The 16,170-nt window shown below is 38.4% G+C and carries 12 protein-coding genes; 6 read left to right on the top strand and 6 right to left on the bottom strand.

Annotated features, from left to right (window positions below; all coding sequences use genetic code 11):
- Positions 1-251: 251 nt before the first annotated feature.
- Positions 252-2,711, bottom strand: a complete 2,460-nt coding sequence (locus AC1M9E_RS10240; protein WP_488224756.1) for a glycerophosphodiester phosphodiesterase family protein — start codon at positions 2,709-2,711, stop codon at positions 252-254.
- Positions 2,712-2,849: 138 nt separating this feature from the next.
- Positions 2,850-3,140: a hypothetical protein gene (locus tag AC1M9E_RS10235; RefSeq protein WP_179997712.1), complete on the bottom strand. Its 291-nt coding sequence runs from the start codon at positions 3,138-3,140 to the stop codon at positions 2,850-2,852.
- A gap of 130 nt (positions 3,141-3,270) precedes the next feature.
- Here AC1M9E_RS10235 and AC1M9E_RS10230 point away from each other — a divergent pair, with 130 nt between their 5' ends.
- Complete coding sequence (locus AC1M9E_RS10230) at positions 3,271-4,263, top strand: NAD(P)H-quinone oxidoreductase (RefSeq protein WP_488224755.1); 993 nt, start codon at positions 3,271-3,273, stop codon at positions 4,261-4,263.
- Between the two features lie 82 nt (positions 4,264-4,345).
- On the opposite strand, the gene AC1M9E_RS10225 is transcribed toward AC1M9E_RS10230, so the two are convergent.
- The gene (locus AC1M9E_RS10225) at positions 4,346-5,023 is read right to left on the bottom strand and encodes a YetF domain-containing protein (RefSeq protein ID WP_092766869.1); all 678 of its coding nucleotides are present in this window, start codon (positions 5,021-5,023) and stop codon (positions 4,346-4,348) included.
- 309 nt (positions 5,024-5,332) lie between these two features.
- Here AC1M9E_RS10225 and AC1M9E_RS10220 point away from each other — a divergent pair, with 309 nt between their 5' ends.
- From AC1M9E_RS10220 to AC1M9E_RS10200, 5 genes are all read left to right on the top strand, one after another.
- Entirely contained in the window at positions 5,333-6,994 is a 1,662-nt protein-coding gene (locus AC1M9E_RS10220; protein WP_481593897.1) for a sensor domain-containing diguanylate cyclase, read from the top strand.
- 58 nt (positions 6,995-7,052) lie between these two features.
- A complete protein-coding gene (locus AC1M9E_RS10215) occupies positions 7,053-8,090 on the top strand; it encodes a molecular chaperone DnaJ (protein ID WP_488224754.1) in 1,038 nt (345 codons plus the stop codon).
- Between the two features lie 188 nt (positions 8,091-8,278).
- The gene (locus tag AC1M9E_RS10210; RefSeq protein ID WP_488224753.1) at positions 8,279-10,000 is read left to right on the top strand and encodes a thiamine pyrophosphate-dependent enzyme; all 1,722 of its coding nucleotides are present in this window, start codon (positions 8,279-8,281) and stop codon (positions 9,998-10,000) included.
- 269 nt (positions 10,001-10,269) lie between these two features.
- A complete protein-coding gene (locus AC1M9E_RS10205; protein ID WP_488224752.1) occupies positions 10,270-11,214 on the top strand; it encodes a hypothetical protein in 945 nt (314 codons plus the stop codon).
- A 121-nt stretch (positions 11,215-11,335) separates the two neighbouring features.
- Positions 11,336-11,710 (top strand): endonuclease domain-containing protein, encoded by a 375-nt coding sequence (locus AC1M9E_RS10200; protein WP_488224751.1) that lies wholly within the window; start codon positions 11,336-11,338, stop codon positions 11,708-11,710.
- 99 nt (positions 11,711-11,809) lie between these two features.
- Here AC1M9E_RS10200 and AC1M9E_RS10195 read toward each other — a convergent pair whose 3' ends face one another.
- The 3 genes from AC1M9E_RS10195 to AC1M9E_RS10185 form a co-directional block, all read right to left on the bottom strand.
- Positions 11,810-12,250 (bottom strand): Panacea domain-containing protein, encoded by a 441-nt coding sequence (locus AC1M9E_RS10195; protein ID WP_488224750.1) that lies wholly within the window; start codon positions 12,248-12,250, stop codon positions 11,810-11,812.
- Positions 12,247-13,179 (bottom strand): GAF domain-containing protein, encoded by a 933-nt coding sequence (locus tag AC1M9E_RS10190; RefSeq protein WP_488224749.1) that lies wholly within the window; start codon positions 13,177-13,179, stop codon positions 12,247-12,249. Before AC1M9E_RS10190 ends, AC1M9E_RS10195 begins: the two co-directional genes overlap by 4 nt.
- Before the next feature lie 62 nt (positions 13,180-13,241).
- Positions 13,242-16,136 carry a valine--tRNA ligase gene (locus AC1M9E_RS10185; protein ID WP_488224748.1) on the bottom strand — a complete coding sequence of 965 codons (2,895 nt, stop codon included), beginning with the start codon at positions 16,134-16,136 and terminating at the stop codon, positions 13,242-13,244.
- Positions 16,137-16,170: the final 34 nt, after the last annotated feature.

The following is a 16,170-nucleotide window of genomic DNA, read 5'->3' as shown; positions in this document are numbered from 1 at the left end:
AAAAGTATGTCCCTAAGCGAGACACAATCTAAGTACATAAAATGACAATTCTATGGATTTGTCATAAAGTAAAAAAAATATTACATATTAAATATTTATGAAATTCATCAGTTTTAAATACTGTCGTGTTTAAGCGGTGAACATCATTAAAAGTTCAGTTGAAATCTTATGAAAAGATGAGGGAAAATGCGATTTTCGAAAAAAACCAACTCAGCGAACTGAATTGGTCTCCAAATATCAATGTGATGTGCTTATTGAATGGTCACAGTCACGGGTTTTGCATAGATGGTATAGGTGAAATTGGGTGCTATGGTGTATTGGTAGCTTGGCATGACATAGGCTGTACCACGTTCACTGAAACTCACAGATTGACCATTTAGACTATATTTTGCAGAGCCTGGTAGTACGAGCATCGTATTGAAGCTTTGGTAACTAGATTGACCCAGTTGCGTTAATTTTTGCCCAGCGATTTGTAAAGGTTGACCAACAGTTGCTGTTATTTGTCGTGGAGTTTTAATTTTGACCACAAAATTAGATGCATCTTGCGCATAATCTGTGGTCAACCCATGTGTACCTTGAATGTACATACGATAGAAATCATTTTTTATTAAACGGAACGTCCAAGGCCAGAAGGTCACCCCACGTAAACTTGCCAGATACATGACGTCCTGATTCAAACCACTATAATTCGGATTGAATGTTGAAGAAAATTGTCGTGTTGTTTCCAAAATTCTTCGAATGTTTAGAAAAGTAGTTTGTTCCTTTGGTGGATATACCAATAAACCCGTTGATACACCTTTTAGAGTGTTCTTCATTTCAAGAATTTGTTGCCCATCAAAACTTATGACAATGGCTTGACCATATGCATCATATTTATCAAGTAAATCTTTAATTTTTAAAATTATTTCGGGTTTTGCACTCTTAATCTCGATAAAATTGGTGACATGTGGGTACTTTTTAACTACTGCAGCCAATACTTCATCCATCGTCGGTATGGCAAGTCGCTGCCCGGTCGTTTTTAGTTTACGAACTTCTTCGAGCGTCATGTTCTCAATATTTTTTGCGATACCCGTTGTGCGTAAAACCGATTTATCATGCATTAAAACGACATGGTCATCTTTCGTCAGATAGACATCATATTCCACGGCATCAGCACCAACCTCTATCGCCTTAAGAATACCTTCAAGGGTATTTTCATCAACTTGAGATGGAATTCCACGATGACCTGTAATGAGTGGTTTACGAAGTAGGGTGTTGGGCGCCATTGAGCGCATGATGGAATGAAATAATTCAGGCTGATGTGTATAAATGCCATTTACGCCTGTTGTTAATATCTCAGCAGCTTGATAGGCATCAAGCTTAGGACTGGTCTGTCCAGAAATATTGTGGGTAAAACCTGCCCAAGGTGTGATCAATAAACGTTGCAAGTGTGCAACTACATGAGACTGAACCAAATGGGCTGGTAAAATCACAATTTTAGAAAGTGATGTATTGGTTGCCTGTGCAATTTTCACAACACTATTTTGATCTGAAATCAAATTGCCCTTTTCAGACCAGTCCAATGCTGTACGGATTTCTGGAATCTCCACACGCGCTTTTCTTAATAGATATGGATCATCAGAGACTAGCGTGACATCACTAAAATCATAATCTGAAGACAAAGATCTTAATTCAGCCAGTGTGTTTTCAGAGTCGATATGCAGAAGAGGAAGTGTTCTTTTGGTTTGATCAGAAAGAAGACTTCTGAGGTGCATCGAGGTCTTATTGTCGAAATCTTTTAAAAATAATTGTTCATCAAGTTGGTAAGCAATATAAGTGGCGGTATGAGCGTTATCATTTGTTGATGAGTCGGCTGGTTGTGCTAAAGCGGGCGCCATTGCAACTGGATATTTGTGATCAATGACATCTGTGATCCGATCTTGAGTAGGGAGAGCATCAAGTTGTTCAATCACCCGTATTGTGTTGACCTTCATCAGCAATCCTGCTGCTGAAAGTCCAATGGCACCTTGGTTTAGGTTGGTGGGTAATTCACCATCAAAAACCAATTGATCATTCAAGTAATGACGAACACGTTGATCATGAACAACAACTGTAGCTTTATAAGGTGTATTTAAAGCAATGTTTGATTCGAATTTGGATGTATTGATGACATTCCATGTGTTATTTGAGCGTCTAAGTGCGAGTTCTAGACCATTATAAGCAGATGCATCTGCACGAATAGCAAATTGGTAGTATGGTGTATATTCAGGTTGAGCAAACACATCTGAAGCTCTATAAATAATACTTCCCCAACGAGTACCGTTATTACGCTCAAGGTATTCAAATTCTAACTCAATTTTATAGTTGCGAAGCTTTTGAAAATCCGAACTTAACATGATGGTAGTGGGTTTGGTTAAATCTTTGCGACCATCAATCAGTAAGGCACCTTCTTTAAATTGAATGCTACCTGGATTTGAAGGCAGAATATTCCAATCAGAAGGTATTGAATAAAGTTCAGTAAAATCCAGATTTAAATAAGTGTTTGGTTGTGGAACATTGATCGGTGTTTCAGGTTCGAGATCTGGTGGTAGGGATGGTTTTGGATCTTCAGGTTGAATTGGTATGGGTGGCTCAGGAGTATTTGGTAAGGTTGATTTAGCTTGATCTTCCCCAGAGCATCCTGCTAAACCGAGCATGAGCGATAGTGTGACAACTAGAGTCTGCTTTTTCATTTTAAAATTCTCGAGTGTACGATCCATGACGACCTTAAAATCTAAGATATTAAGGTTACAATTCCGTTGTAAATCAAAAAAATACGAAGATTTGTTTGTGTTATTGAGTTATTTTAATATTCGTGTCTGAGGCACAGCTCAAAATAAAAGATCTAAAACTTGCCATCCACCAACAATGACACGAATGATCCCCAAAGCGACGAACAATATCATTTCAAAAAAACAGAAAACTAAAAAAGTCCAACCTGCTGCACCATCCACTTTGCTCGCATCATACTCAACATAAAGCAATAACAACACCAGCCCAATTTGGAAATAGGTCATCGCAATCACTGCTGAATCCCATGGAAAACTTAACAAAAAAGTCCAACAGATGATGACCAAGGCAGCAAAACTGCATGGCAAAATAAATTGCAGCAAGTAACGCATATTATTTTCCCCAAAAATAATGATTCGTTTTCATCCTTATACATAAGTAATACAGGACTTTATCAATGCGATCAACTATGATGAAATTGATTGAAATGAATGAAAAGTATTGTAAATAAAGGATTTGATTATGGCACAAAGCATGCAACATGTGATCATTACTGAACCAGGCGGCGTTGAGAAGTTGGCTTATGAAACGGTTGATATTCCGCAACCTAAAGACAATGAAGTCTTGGTGAAAGTACATGCTTTCGGCATTAACCGTCCTGATATTTTACAGCGCCAAGGTTTATATCCAATGCCTAAAGGGGTCACACCTGTACCTGGGTTAGAGGTATCAGGGGAAGTCGTTGCAGTAGGGGCTGAGGTAAACGTCTATCAGGTGGGGGATCAAGTGTGTGGACTTACCAATGGTGGTGGTTATGCGGAATACTGTGTGGTGCCTGAATCTCAGCTGATTAATATTCCTGCAGGGGTGAGTCATATTCAAGCTGCTGCAATTCCAGAAACATTTTTTACCGTTTGGGCGAATATTTTTCAAATGGGCAAAGCTAAAGCGGGGGAAACGGCTTTAATCCATGGCGGAACCAGTGGGATTGGAACAACAGCATTAATGTTGTGTAAAGCATTTGGCTTAAAAACTTTTGCGACTGTTGGCTCAGATGAGAAAGTAAAAGCAATTCAAGATTTGACGCATGCAATTAATTATAAAACGGAAGACTTTGAACAGGTCATTCAGCAAGCGACAGAAGAAAATGGCGTAGATATTGTCTTAGATATGGTTGGAGCGCCTTATTTAGCCCAAAACTTGAATGTATTACGTCGTGATGGGCGTTTGGTTTATATCGCATTTCTTGGAGGAGCTAAAGCTGACGGCGTAAAATTAGGTCAAATCATGATGAAGCGTTTAACCATTACTGGCTCAACCATGCGTGCACGTACCACAGCAGAAAAAGCCAAAATCGCTCAAGATTTAAAGACACATGTTGCGCCGTTATGGGCAAAAGGTGAATGTCTACCGATGATCTATAAAACTTTTAATTTTGATGAGATTCAAGCGGCTCATTTGGCAATGGATGCAGGTGATCACATTGGTAAAATTGTGGTGAAAGTCTTGGATTAATCTCAACCACCTATGTTCGATTGAGTCAGCGCTGAGGATGAATAATCTGCTTCGTCCCAACAGACTGTAGATTATTCATCTGCTAACCAATTCTTAGACTGTTGATTGCTTGTGTCCAATCTTGGCAAGAACAGCGCGGACAATCTTGAAGTGGTTGTTGAAGTTCAGTACAGAATCCGCAATGTGTACACGCATATATTACGCTAGGTTTTACCTTGTATATTGATTGAGCTTGATCTGGAAAAATTGGTAAGCCATATTTAACTTGCTCATCGGGATAAAACAAAATACTGAAATTCCCATCGGACTCTAATAGACCGACTCGAATTTGACCTAAATGCTCAACGGATTGACGACGCATTTCCGAAAAGAACTCATCATGCGACATATTACCTCGCTTGAATGCTTCAAGGACGAGCATGCCATCTTTTACGATGTAACAGGATTTACCTTCGACTAAGTCTTCGAAAGGCTGATATTTCATCATTAACCACGTTGTGGTGCGGTAAAGCAAGATGATCACACTCATGACGACTACGGCTTGAATTAAGGGTAAATCCTCCGTAAACATTGGATCTCCAGCAATTGATCCAAGACAAAGAATAATGGCAACTTCAAAGATGGAGAGTTGTCTAACCCCTCGCTTGCCAGTCAAACGAAGAAAAAGAATGATGAGTAAATACATCACCACACATCGGATTAAAATTTCGAAAACAAATACCCATGTGGTGTCGTAAAAAAAGATAGAAGCAAAATCCATTTGTTCCTCAATTTTCTAGGTGATTCTACTTAAGCTATCAAGCGCCAAAAAAAAGAAATACAGAATTATTGTCGAATTATTATGACTTTATGTAGATGTGGTGCGTGACTTGAATATTAAATCATGTTGTTTAAAAGATAGGGAGTGGAATTACAGTTGTTAATGTTAATCAGGATTTTGAATATATGAGATAAGGTTGGCATTTTTTATTCATTACAATGATCCGAAATGTTTGTTATGTATTTGTAATATTCTGTTATATTCTTATGGTTGCATGTTTCGGTGTTTAACCAAGAGTTAAGGTGTATTTTGGATTCATTCCGTAATCGCGTTCTGTTCATATTTGCTGGATTAACCATTATCCTTGGGATATGCGTATCGCTGTATATTGGAAATATCGCATCTCAGCACTTGGCTAAAGCCAGTGGACAGACCCTACATGTCGCAGCAAAAAATATCAGTAATGCCTTGGCAGCTTCTCTTGCCGAACGCGAGCGCGAAATGGTGCTGCTCAGCCAATCTCCATTCTTTTCAGAAGCAAGTCTAGATGATCCACGTGTTCGTACACGCTTGGAACAAGTCAAAAATGCGTATGTCTATTATGCTTGGATGGGGGTAACAGATTTAAACGGTGATGTACAAATTGCTGCGGATGGTATTCTTGAAGGTGAAAACGTTTCTTCACGGCCATGGTTTAAGGCAGGTTTACAGGGTACATACTTAGGTGATGTGCATGAAGCTGTGTTATTGGCAAAAAAAATTCAAGCTTTAAATCCTCATGAGCCGATGCGTTTTATTGATTTCGCAACACCAATCTATGATCCAAATACTCAAAAATTAAAAGGAGTGTTAGCTGCACATGCAGATTGGGAGTGGGCACGTCATATTCTCAATAAAGCATTATCTCAAACAGCATCTCAGCGTGGCATAGAAGTCTTTATCTTAAACAAACAGGGTGAACTGCTGTATCCATTTAAAAGTATTGGACGAGTCAAGCCACCTCAACTTAAAGTCAACGATGCACTTTATTATATTGATGATTGGAATGAAGGGCAGGATTTCTTAACCGCAAATATTGCGGTGGAGTCCGAGACTAAAAGTGATATTGGTTGGCATGTGGTAATTCGTCAACCTTTGGCGATTGCTTTGGCAGATATGCGTGATTTGCAGTTCAAAATCTTCCTGATTGGTTTATTCGTCTCGCTATTTATCTTTTATGTGATTTATCAACTTGCCAATAAATTGAGCAGACCCATTGAGGCTTTAGCTAAATCGGCTTATGCGGTCGAACAGGGAGACGTGCATACGGCATTTCATAGTCAAAGCAGCATCCGTGAAATCCAAGGATTATCACATTCTCTACAAAGCATGACGCAAACCTTATTGGAACAGAAACAACAATTGCTTGAGGCAAACCAATCTCTAGAGCGTAAGGTTCAAGAGCGCACTCGAGCACTTGAATTGGCTAATCTTGAGTTGATTCGATTGTCACGACATGACGCATTAACAGGTTTACACAATCGCCGTGCTTTAAACGAACAACTTGAATACTTGTTTGGTCAACATAAAAGAAATCAAATTGGCTATGCAGCACTTATATTGGATGTCGATTATTTTAAGCAAGTCAACGATCAATATGGTCATGATCAAGGGGATCAAGTGTTACAACAAGTAGCAAAAATCCTTGATCAAGCAACGCGTGAAACCGATTTTGTGGCACGTTATGGTGGTGAAGAATTTGTAATTTTATTGCCTGCAACACATCTGATGGGTGCGCAAGTTTTGGCAGAGAAAATTCGTACATTGGTGGAACAAGCTGTTATTTTGGCAGAGAAAACTTTGACCGTCAGTATTGGTGTCAGTGTGACTGATCTCAACGATGCTGATGCTTATGCCATTCTTAAACGAGCAGATCGACATCTTTATCAAGCAAAAGCCAATGGTCGAAATCAAACTGTGATCGATGCTTAAAATAAAGCATCCACATTTTGTTAAACTCAGTATTCTCTCATTGGACTAAACACCTGACGTGACTTCATTCGAAATTCAATCCAGTTCTTCTGCACAACTTGTTCAAGATCATAAGCTACGGGTTTTGATTAATCAGATTGAGCAGCAAAAATTACAATTATCCGCATGGCAACACGCCCAAGAAGAAATTCGTACCTACACGCAGAAGAAACTTATTCCTGTCTATCGTGATGTTTATCAAGTTCTGTTTCAGCAATTACAAAGTCTATGGAATAGCCTAAGTCAAATTGATTTAAATAAGTCGTCTCAAAAGGTTATGGAAGAGAAGTGTTTTAACTTGACCCAAATGTTGAGCAAATCAAATATGCTCAATGAAACTCAACATGAGACAGTTAAAAAATTACATATTTATTTTGAACAGGTGTTTGCTCAACCACGAAATAAGCAAGATAAAAAGAACAACTTCGAATCTAGTCAAGCACCAGATGCTCATGGTGAACAAAATGATTCAACGATTGATGACGATTCGTTATGGGACAAAGCGCAGTATCAACAAGCAAGGCAGCAAGCCAAACTTAAACGGCAGCAAGATAAACAAGCCGAAGCAGAAAAGTTAGTGAATCAATCTCTGAAAACAGTATATCTCAAAACTGCATCTATCATTCATCCAGACCGTGAACCGGATGAATCCAAAAAGGCTGCAAAGACGGCATTATTACAACGTGTTAATGAAGCTTATGAACAAGAGGACTTATTCACGCTATTGAAGTTACAACTTGAAGTCGAGCAACTTCAAGTCGGTATACAGAAAGCTATTCATCAAGATCAATTGAAGTACTATCAACAAGTATTGCAAGCACAGAGTTTAACTTTAGAAAAGCAAATCCAGATATTGATTAATAGCTTAGTGTGGTCAAACAAGGCAAAAATTGAAGTACAAAAAACTAAAGGTGCTTTAAATATTGAAAAGCTCTCTTCACAGATTGATCAAGATGTTTCATCGTTAAAACAACAACTCAAATTGGAAAAGCAGCGTTTAATGGATATGTCAAAAGCTTCCGGGTTAGCATTTTTGATTGAACATTCACTTCTTTGAATCCAAAACATACGAGCTATAAATAGCTGTTACTGACATCTACTCATTCCGTATTTCTCAATGGTTGATTGTCCTATTATTAAAAAATTAATATTATAATTTATATAAAATGTGTATTTTGTCGCATTTATTTGATGTATTGATCATAATATAACGATAATGCTCTAAAAACTAAAACTAGGAATAACATGAAAAGTAAAAAAGTCTCAGACATTATGATTGAAGTGTTGGAACAAGTCGGCGTAAAGCACTGTTACGGCATCGTTGGAGATACGCTTAATCACTTTACCGATTCTTTATCGCGTAGTTCTATTCAATGGATCAATGTTCGCCATGAAGAAGTAGGTGCATTTGCAGCAGGTGCAGATTCATTGATGAGTGGCAATTTAACAGTATGTGCTGGCTCATGTGGTCCTGGAAGCTTGCATTTTATTAATGGTCTGTACGAATCACACCGTAATGGTGCGCCTGTGGTTTTGATCGCAAGCCAACTTTCAACCGAACAAGCAGGCTATTTAGATTTTCCCCAATATGTCGACTTTAAAGAAATTTATAAAAGTTGTTCTGTATATTGCGAGGAGATCAAAGCAGCCAGTCAAGTCAGACATGTGATGACATTGGCCTGTCAGGCAGCATTGAATAAATGTGGCGTAGCGGTGGTCATTATGCCAACCAATATCAGCAGTCAATATATTCAGGAATCATTGGATTTCAGGGTACATCATCCGCAGCCTGAAACTACGCCTAATCCTGCTGAACTTGATCAGATTAAAAACTTCATCAATGCTCATCAAAAAGTCACGATTTATGCGGGTATTGGAGCTCAGCATGCTCACGATGAAGTGGTTGAACTTTCGAAAAAATTAAATGCACCCGTTGTGCATACCTCACGTGCAAAACATTTTATTGAATATGATAATCCTCATAATATGGGGATGAATGGTATGTATGGCAATAAAGCAGCCTTACATGCGATTAATCATAGTGAGGTATTGTTACTGCTTGGAACGGACTTTGCGTGGCCACAGTTTTATCCTAAACACGCGAAGATTATTCAAATCGATGTCGATGCTACTCATTTAGGTCGTCGCTATCCTATAGATTTTGGTGCTGTTGGACATATTGCACCAACGCTGCGTGCATTAATCCCTTTAGTTGAAAACAAGCAGAACCAACACTTTATTCAAGAGTGCTTAGATTTAAAGAAAGTTGCAGATGCAGTTCGTTTGAAAGAAGAGCGTATAGGTAAAGATGGTTTGATCCACCCGCAATATGTGGTGGCGCTTCTCAACAAATATGCAGATGATGATGCATTTTTCACTGGAGATGCAGGCTCATCGAAACTATGGATGCTTCGTCACATCGATACCTATGGTAAGCGTAAATTGCTATGTAGTTTACTGCACGGTACGATGGCAAACTCGATGCCTCAAGCACTCGGGATTAAAAAAGCCTTTCCTGAACGTCAGGTGATTGCGCTATGTGGTGATGGTGGTCTGAGTATGCTGTTGGGTGATCTCATGACCATCGTACAGGAAAAGTTGCCGATCAAAATTGTTGTCTTTAATAACCATTCGCTCAATTTTGTAGAGCTTGAACAAAAAGTTGATGGCTTACTGGATAATTTTACCAAATTAGCGAACCCTGATTTTGGCAAAGTCGCTGAAGCGATCGGGATTTATGGCATGACTCAAAAAGATGGTCATGGTTTGGAAGCAGCTATTCAGAAATTTTTAGCTCATGATGGTCCTGCACTAATTGATATTCATACCAACCCTGTAGAGTTGGTGATGCCACCAGAACCAAAATTTGAGCAAGTGAAGGCGACTTCATTGTATGCGATGAAGGCGGTTTTAGCTGGTCGAGGAGATGAGGTAAAAGATCTAATCGTGAATAATTTTATAAAATAAAATCGTTCGTCTCTTTAATCATTTTTTATGACAGTTTCTTCAAGTACTCACGGGATATTTATATCTGCTAGGCTTGAAGAAGCTTTGGTTGATGTCTATGACGGAAGAGAGTGGTATCGGGATGTTGTTGGAATGTGGGATATTTTAGTTTTTTTTATTTTTAGTTTGAATAAGTGCAGTAAGGTACGTTATTTTAAAGATGACAAGACTTATGTCTAAATTAAATGTTCATTCATTTTTATATACATACAAAAAGAGAAAAAGAATAAATGAGTTTTTTCATCATCTTAGCTTTTATTGTGGTTGCAATATTATTCACAGCTTATAAATTATTTGGTTCAAATTTAACGCACTGTACCGTTGTCGAAGCTCAACAGGAGAATCAAGAGCCTAAGAGTCGGTCAGGTTTTGTTAAAGTGGATTTAACTGATGCTTCAACAGTCGTCATTTCATTGGCACAGGATAGTTTCATTCGCTTTAAAAACCAAAATCGTGTAATGAGTGTTGAAACCGTACAAGAACCCAAAAATAATCGATATTGTTATTATGCTTGTAATTTTGGTGATGATCCTTATGAAAGGAATATTGAGCTGAATTTAGAACTGAATAGTAAGAGTTTCCAATTTGAAAAAGTCTATGATCTTTCCCTTAAACAAACCAATGAGATCATTGAGGGAATTGAGTTCGAGCAAAGGTGGTCGAAAGCGAATAGTTCATTAGAAGATGCTTTTCAAGATTACAAACGCTTTATGCAGGATTTACTTGATTTAGGATGTCAAAACTATTTTGGTCTAGATGATATTCGTTATAAAAAAGAAGACTACAACAAAATTCTAGTTTCTGGTGATCATACTTGTCTCGCCCCTGATCTCATTCAATTTGATGAATTTAAATCTGTATTAGAATCCGAAGACTTTTTATCTCTTGATAGTTACTTTTATGTGGGGGATTTTGAAATTTCTATTTTTTATAACCGTGATTACTCAGCCACATTTGAGATACGGTACTTAGCTTCAATATACAGTGCTTTAAGTTTTTATGGTGCTGATGATTTATATCTAGATGAATTATCAATCAATGAAAAACAAATAAAACTAGAAAAATACAGAGAAGAGTGTTTATTGGCTCGTAAGGAAGAAGAGCAGGAGATCAAGAAAGCAGGGTTTGAAGTTGATGAAGGTTATAACGATCCTTTCATTCAATTTATGATTTAACTTAATTCAAGCAAAAAATAATAAAGATCATAATGAAAAGTTCTCTCTCCTTGTAGGAGAGAGCTAGGGAGAGGTTCTAAAATTTGATAATCTAGAGAAAATAATAAAAATTAAATCCAACATGAACAAGAAGCTCGATCCTCAATTACTGATCTTTGCCAAATCTATGCGCCACACCGCCACCGATGCTGAAAATCTGATGTGGCAACTTCTACGTGCCAAGCGATTTATGAATCTTAAATTTCGCCGTCAGCATGTGATCAAACCATATATTGTAGACTTTTACTGTCATGAAATTGGTTTGGTGATTGAGCTGGATGGTAGTCAGCATGGTACTGATGATGCGATTGAATATGATGCTGAACGCACGAAGTTTTTAGAGACTTTGAATTTAACTGTAGTTCGGTATTGGAATTGTAATGTGTTGGGGCGGACGGATGTGGTGTTAGCGGATTTGTGGCAAGTGTGCACTGAATTAAAAAATACCTCTCCCTAACCCTCTCCTAAAAGGAGAGGGAAATTCATCGCCAAATTCATATAGGTGTTAAATCAAATGACAGCTCCCTCTCCCTATGGGAGAGGGCTGGGGTGAGGGTTAAATAAAATTGGAAAAATCCAAATAGTTGTATCTTGTCGACTGTTTTATTGGGGGCGTTGCATATACATACTCAATAAAGTTTTTCCAAGATAAAGCTTTTGTAGATTCAATAACTTGATCGAGAATTTTTTTTACTGACTCATCTAAAATAGGAGTAGAGCCCTTATATTCAATAAGAGTTTTTTCAGTGCCATAAATTGTACGTGTAGATACTAATCGTACATCAGGGTCGTTATAAGCTGTGTCCACAACATCTGTTACATATGGTCCAAAATTATCAAAATACCATTTAATATTAGATAATTGGTTGTTTGATAATTTAAAGTTCTCCCAATCAGCTAAATAAATCATCTTTGTTAAGCGTGCTTTGGAAAGCTCTTGAGAGTGGGGGTACATACTGCAAAAATATTTAATTAAATCATTTAATGATTGATTCATTTTGCTACCTCCCTTTGACAAGCATTTATTGTTTTTTCATAATGTACAAGAAATTGCCTAAAAAGTATTCTATATTCATCAGTTAATTTACTATCTTCATCAAAATTCCAATCAACCTGTGTGGATTCTATGATTAGTACACCACACACCTCAAATTCATCTCTATAGATAGGAAAACCGATAATACTTTTACTTTTCATTGTAAATGATTTGACTTCTGATTCAGTAAAATTATGTTTAGTACATTCTCTAATGTATTGTTGATTGTTCTGAGGATAGTTTTTAATAAATCTTCGTTTTAAACGCCAACAGTCACCAATAATTCCTTGGTCAATTGGAAATTGTCTACGATGAATTTCTGTAAACTTTGCATCAACAGCATAACGAGCACTCAATACAAAGTGTCCATCGACTTCTAAATAGAGGCTTATGCGCTCTCTTGAGGTGAGTCCCCATTTCTGAAATAAATATGCAATGAACTTGCTACCTATTTCAAAAGATGTTTCAAGATTATTGTCTTTTAAATTATCAATCGCTTCTTCTGCTTCATTTAATTGAGCTGTTGTAGTATCAATTTCCGATTTTTGTGCATCAATTTGAGATCGCAAAGACTGATTTTCTGCTTCTAATGTTTTGGTTTCATTACTTATTTTACGAGTAATAAAAATAGAAAAACCCATTAAGATAATGATTAGATAGAATGGATAAGATTTAAGAATCTTTATGAGAATTGACCAAGTACTAATTTCGTCTTCATGAAGTGAATGTATTAATGAAGTTATATCACTTTTTAGAGTCGTGAAATCAGCAAGACAATATGCACTTAATAGAAAAAGTATTAAAGCTTCAAAGTTTTTATATAGATGGTGGTAGTTGTTTTCTAGATATTTAACAGAACGCACACGCCAACTTTCTTTCTTAACATTCATGAATTAATAAAGGGCTGAATAATCAGCCCTTTATACACAAATTAGATCAAACTAACAACACATTAAAGCGCTGCAATCTGCTCCATATTCGCTTTAATCTTCGCTAACTGATCCGCAAACTCAGCAAGTTTTACTTTCTCGCCTTCAACCACAGCCGCAGGTGCTTTTGCCACAAAACCTTCATTAGAAAGTTTAGTTGCAATTTGGTCATGCTGTTTTTGAACCTTGTCTAAGTCTTTTTGTAGACGACCCAATTCCGCTTTCGGGTCAATTAAGCCCTTCATTGGAACGAATACAGACACATGACCGACAACACTTGATGAAGACAATGGTGGTTGTTCAGCATCAGCTAGGAAGGTAATGCTTTCAACTTTTGCCAATGCTTTAAAGAGTGGCTCAATACGAGCAATCTGCGCTTTCTCGCTATCCGTCGTGTTTTGAAGCAGAACAGGCAACAAGCGAGCATTACCTAAGCCCATCTCACCACGGATATTACGTACCGCACCAATCAAACCTTGAAGCCATTGCATATCAGCTTCAGCTTGTTCATTAATTAACGCTTGGTCAGCAACAGGGTACTGCGCCAGCATAATCGTTTCGCCAGAAATGTTTAACTTCGGCGCAAGCGTTTGCCAAATTTCTTCTGTTAAGTAAGGCATTAATGGATGTGCCAAACGTAAAGATGCTTCCATCACAGAAAGAAGAACACGACGCACTTCAGCTTTACGCTCAACCGATACATTTTCATCATTCAGAACAGGCTTAGTCAGCTCTACATACCAGTCACAGTATTCATTCCAAATGAACTCGTAAATCGCTTGTGCAGCCAAGTCTAAACGGTACGTTGCAAATGCTGTTTGCACTGCTTGTTCCGCTTTTTGTAGACGGCTTACGATCCATTGTTCAGGCAATTCCCAAAGGTCTTGACGAGCATCGATACCAATCACTTGCTCTTCGCAGTTCATCATCACGAAACGAGTAGCGTTCCAGATTTTGTTCGCAAAGTTACGGTAGCCTTCAACACGTTTCATGTCGAACTTGATGTCACGACCAGTGTTTGCAAGCGCACAGAATGTGAAACGAACCGCGTCTGTACCGTAAGATTGAATACCTTCAGGGAATTCTTTACGAGTTGATTTTTCAATTTTCGCCGCTTGTTTCGGGTTCATCAAACCTGTAGTACGTTTTTGTACTAAAGTTTCAAGATCAACACCATCAATCAAATCGAGTGGATCAAGTACATTACCCTTAGATTTAGACATCTTCTGACCTTCGCCATCACGTACCAAACCGTGAACATACACAGTTTTGAACGGTACTTGTGGCGTACCATCTTCATTTTTCATGAAGTGCATCGTAAGCATTATCATACGAGCAACCCAGAAGAAGATGATGTCGAAACCTGTTACAAGAACATCAGTCGGGTGGAAAGTATTTAAGAAATAGTTTTCTTTATCTTTCGCTTCATTACCCGTCCAACCTAAAGTTGAGAATGTCCAAAGACCCGATGAGAACCATGTATCAAGTACATCTTCATCTTGATCTAATTGAACATCGGCAGGAATGTTGTTTTTCTCACGAACTTCAGCTTCATTGCGACCAACGTAAACATTACCTTCCGCATCGTACCAAGCAGGAATACGGTGACCCCACCACAATTGACGAGAGATACACCAGTCTTGAATGTTGTTCATCCAAGCCATGTACATGTTGCTGTACTGCTCAGGTACGAACTTGATACGGCCATCTTGAACTGCTTCAATTGCAGGTTCAGCAAGTGGCGCAATCTTCACATACCATTGGTCTGTTAATAATGGCTCAACGATTACACCTGAACGGTCACCGCGAGGTGGCTTCAATGTGTACGGTTGAATTTGGTCTAACCAGCCTTCAGCTTCCGCTTGCTCTACTAACTTCTTACGCGCTTCAAAACGCTCTAAACCAACATAGTCCACAGGTGCAGGGATGGTTTTAGAAATTTGCTCGCCCGCTTTTTCGATGTATTCAAACTCAGCAAGTACTTCAGCATTTTTGTTGAAGATGTTGATGATTGGTAATTCGCAGCGTTTACCTACTTCGTAGTCATTGAAGTCATGCGCAGGGGTGATTTTTACACAGCCTGTACCGAATTCTTTATCAACATATTCATCTTTAACGATAGGAACCGCACGACCTGTAATTGGTAGGATGATGTTTTGACCTACAAGATGCGCATAACGTTCATCATCAAGTGCAACCGCAACGGCTGTATCACCTAACAATGTTTCAGGACGAGTCGTTGCTACAACAATGTGATCTTTACCATCGTGCGTGCGAAGTGACTTGTCTTCAAAGAAATATTTGAAGTGCCACAGTGAACCTTGTTCTTCTTTATCAGACTCAACTTCTAAGTCAGAAAGGGCAGTTTGTAATTTTGGATCCCAGTTTACAAGGCGTTTACCACGGTAGATCAAACCATCTTCGTGAAGTTTTACAAACACTTCTTTAACAGCGTTTGATAAACCTTCATCCATGGTGAAACGTTCACGAGACCAATCTACAGAAGAACCTAAACGACGGATTTGACGGGTAATATTACCGCCAGATTGTTCTTTCCATTCCCATACTTTTTCGATGAACTTTTCACGACCCAAGTCATGACGGCTTACGCCTTGTGCACCCAACTGACGCTCTACAACCATTTGCGTTGCGATACCTGCGTGGTCAGTACCCGGTTGCCAAAGCGTGTTAAAGCCAGACATACGCTTATGACGTGTCAAAGCATCCATGATGGCATTGTTAAAACCATGACCCATGTGCAAGCTACCAGTGACGTTTGGTGGCGGAATCATGATACAGAAAGACTCGCCTTTTTCAGACGGCTTAAAGTAACCGCGTTCTTCCCAAGTTTGGTACCATTTTTTCTCGATCTCGGTCGGATCGTAGGTTGTAGCAATATTTTGCGCTGAATCAGTCATAGTTCGAACAGATCAAAAGTAGATAAAAAATTGC

This window comes from Acinetobacter sp. 24-47-47 (assembly GCF_057737035.1).
This window is presented reverse-complemented; position numbering and strand designations above follow the sequence as displayed.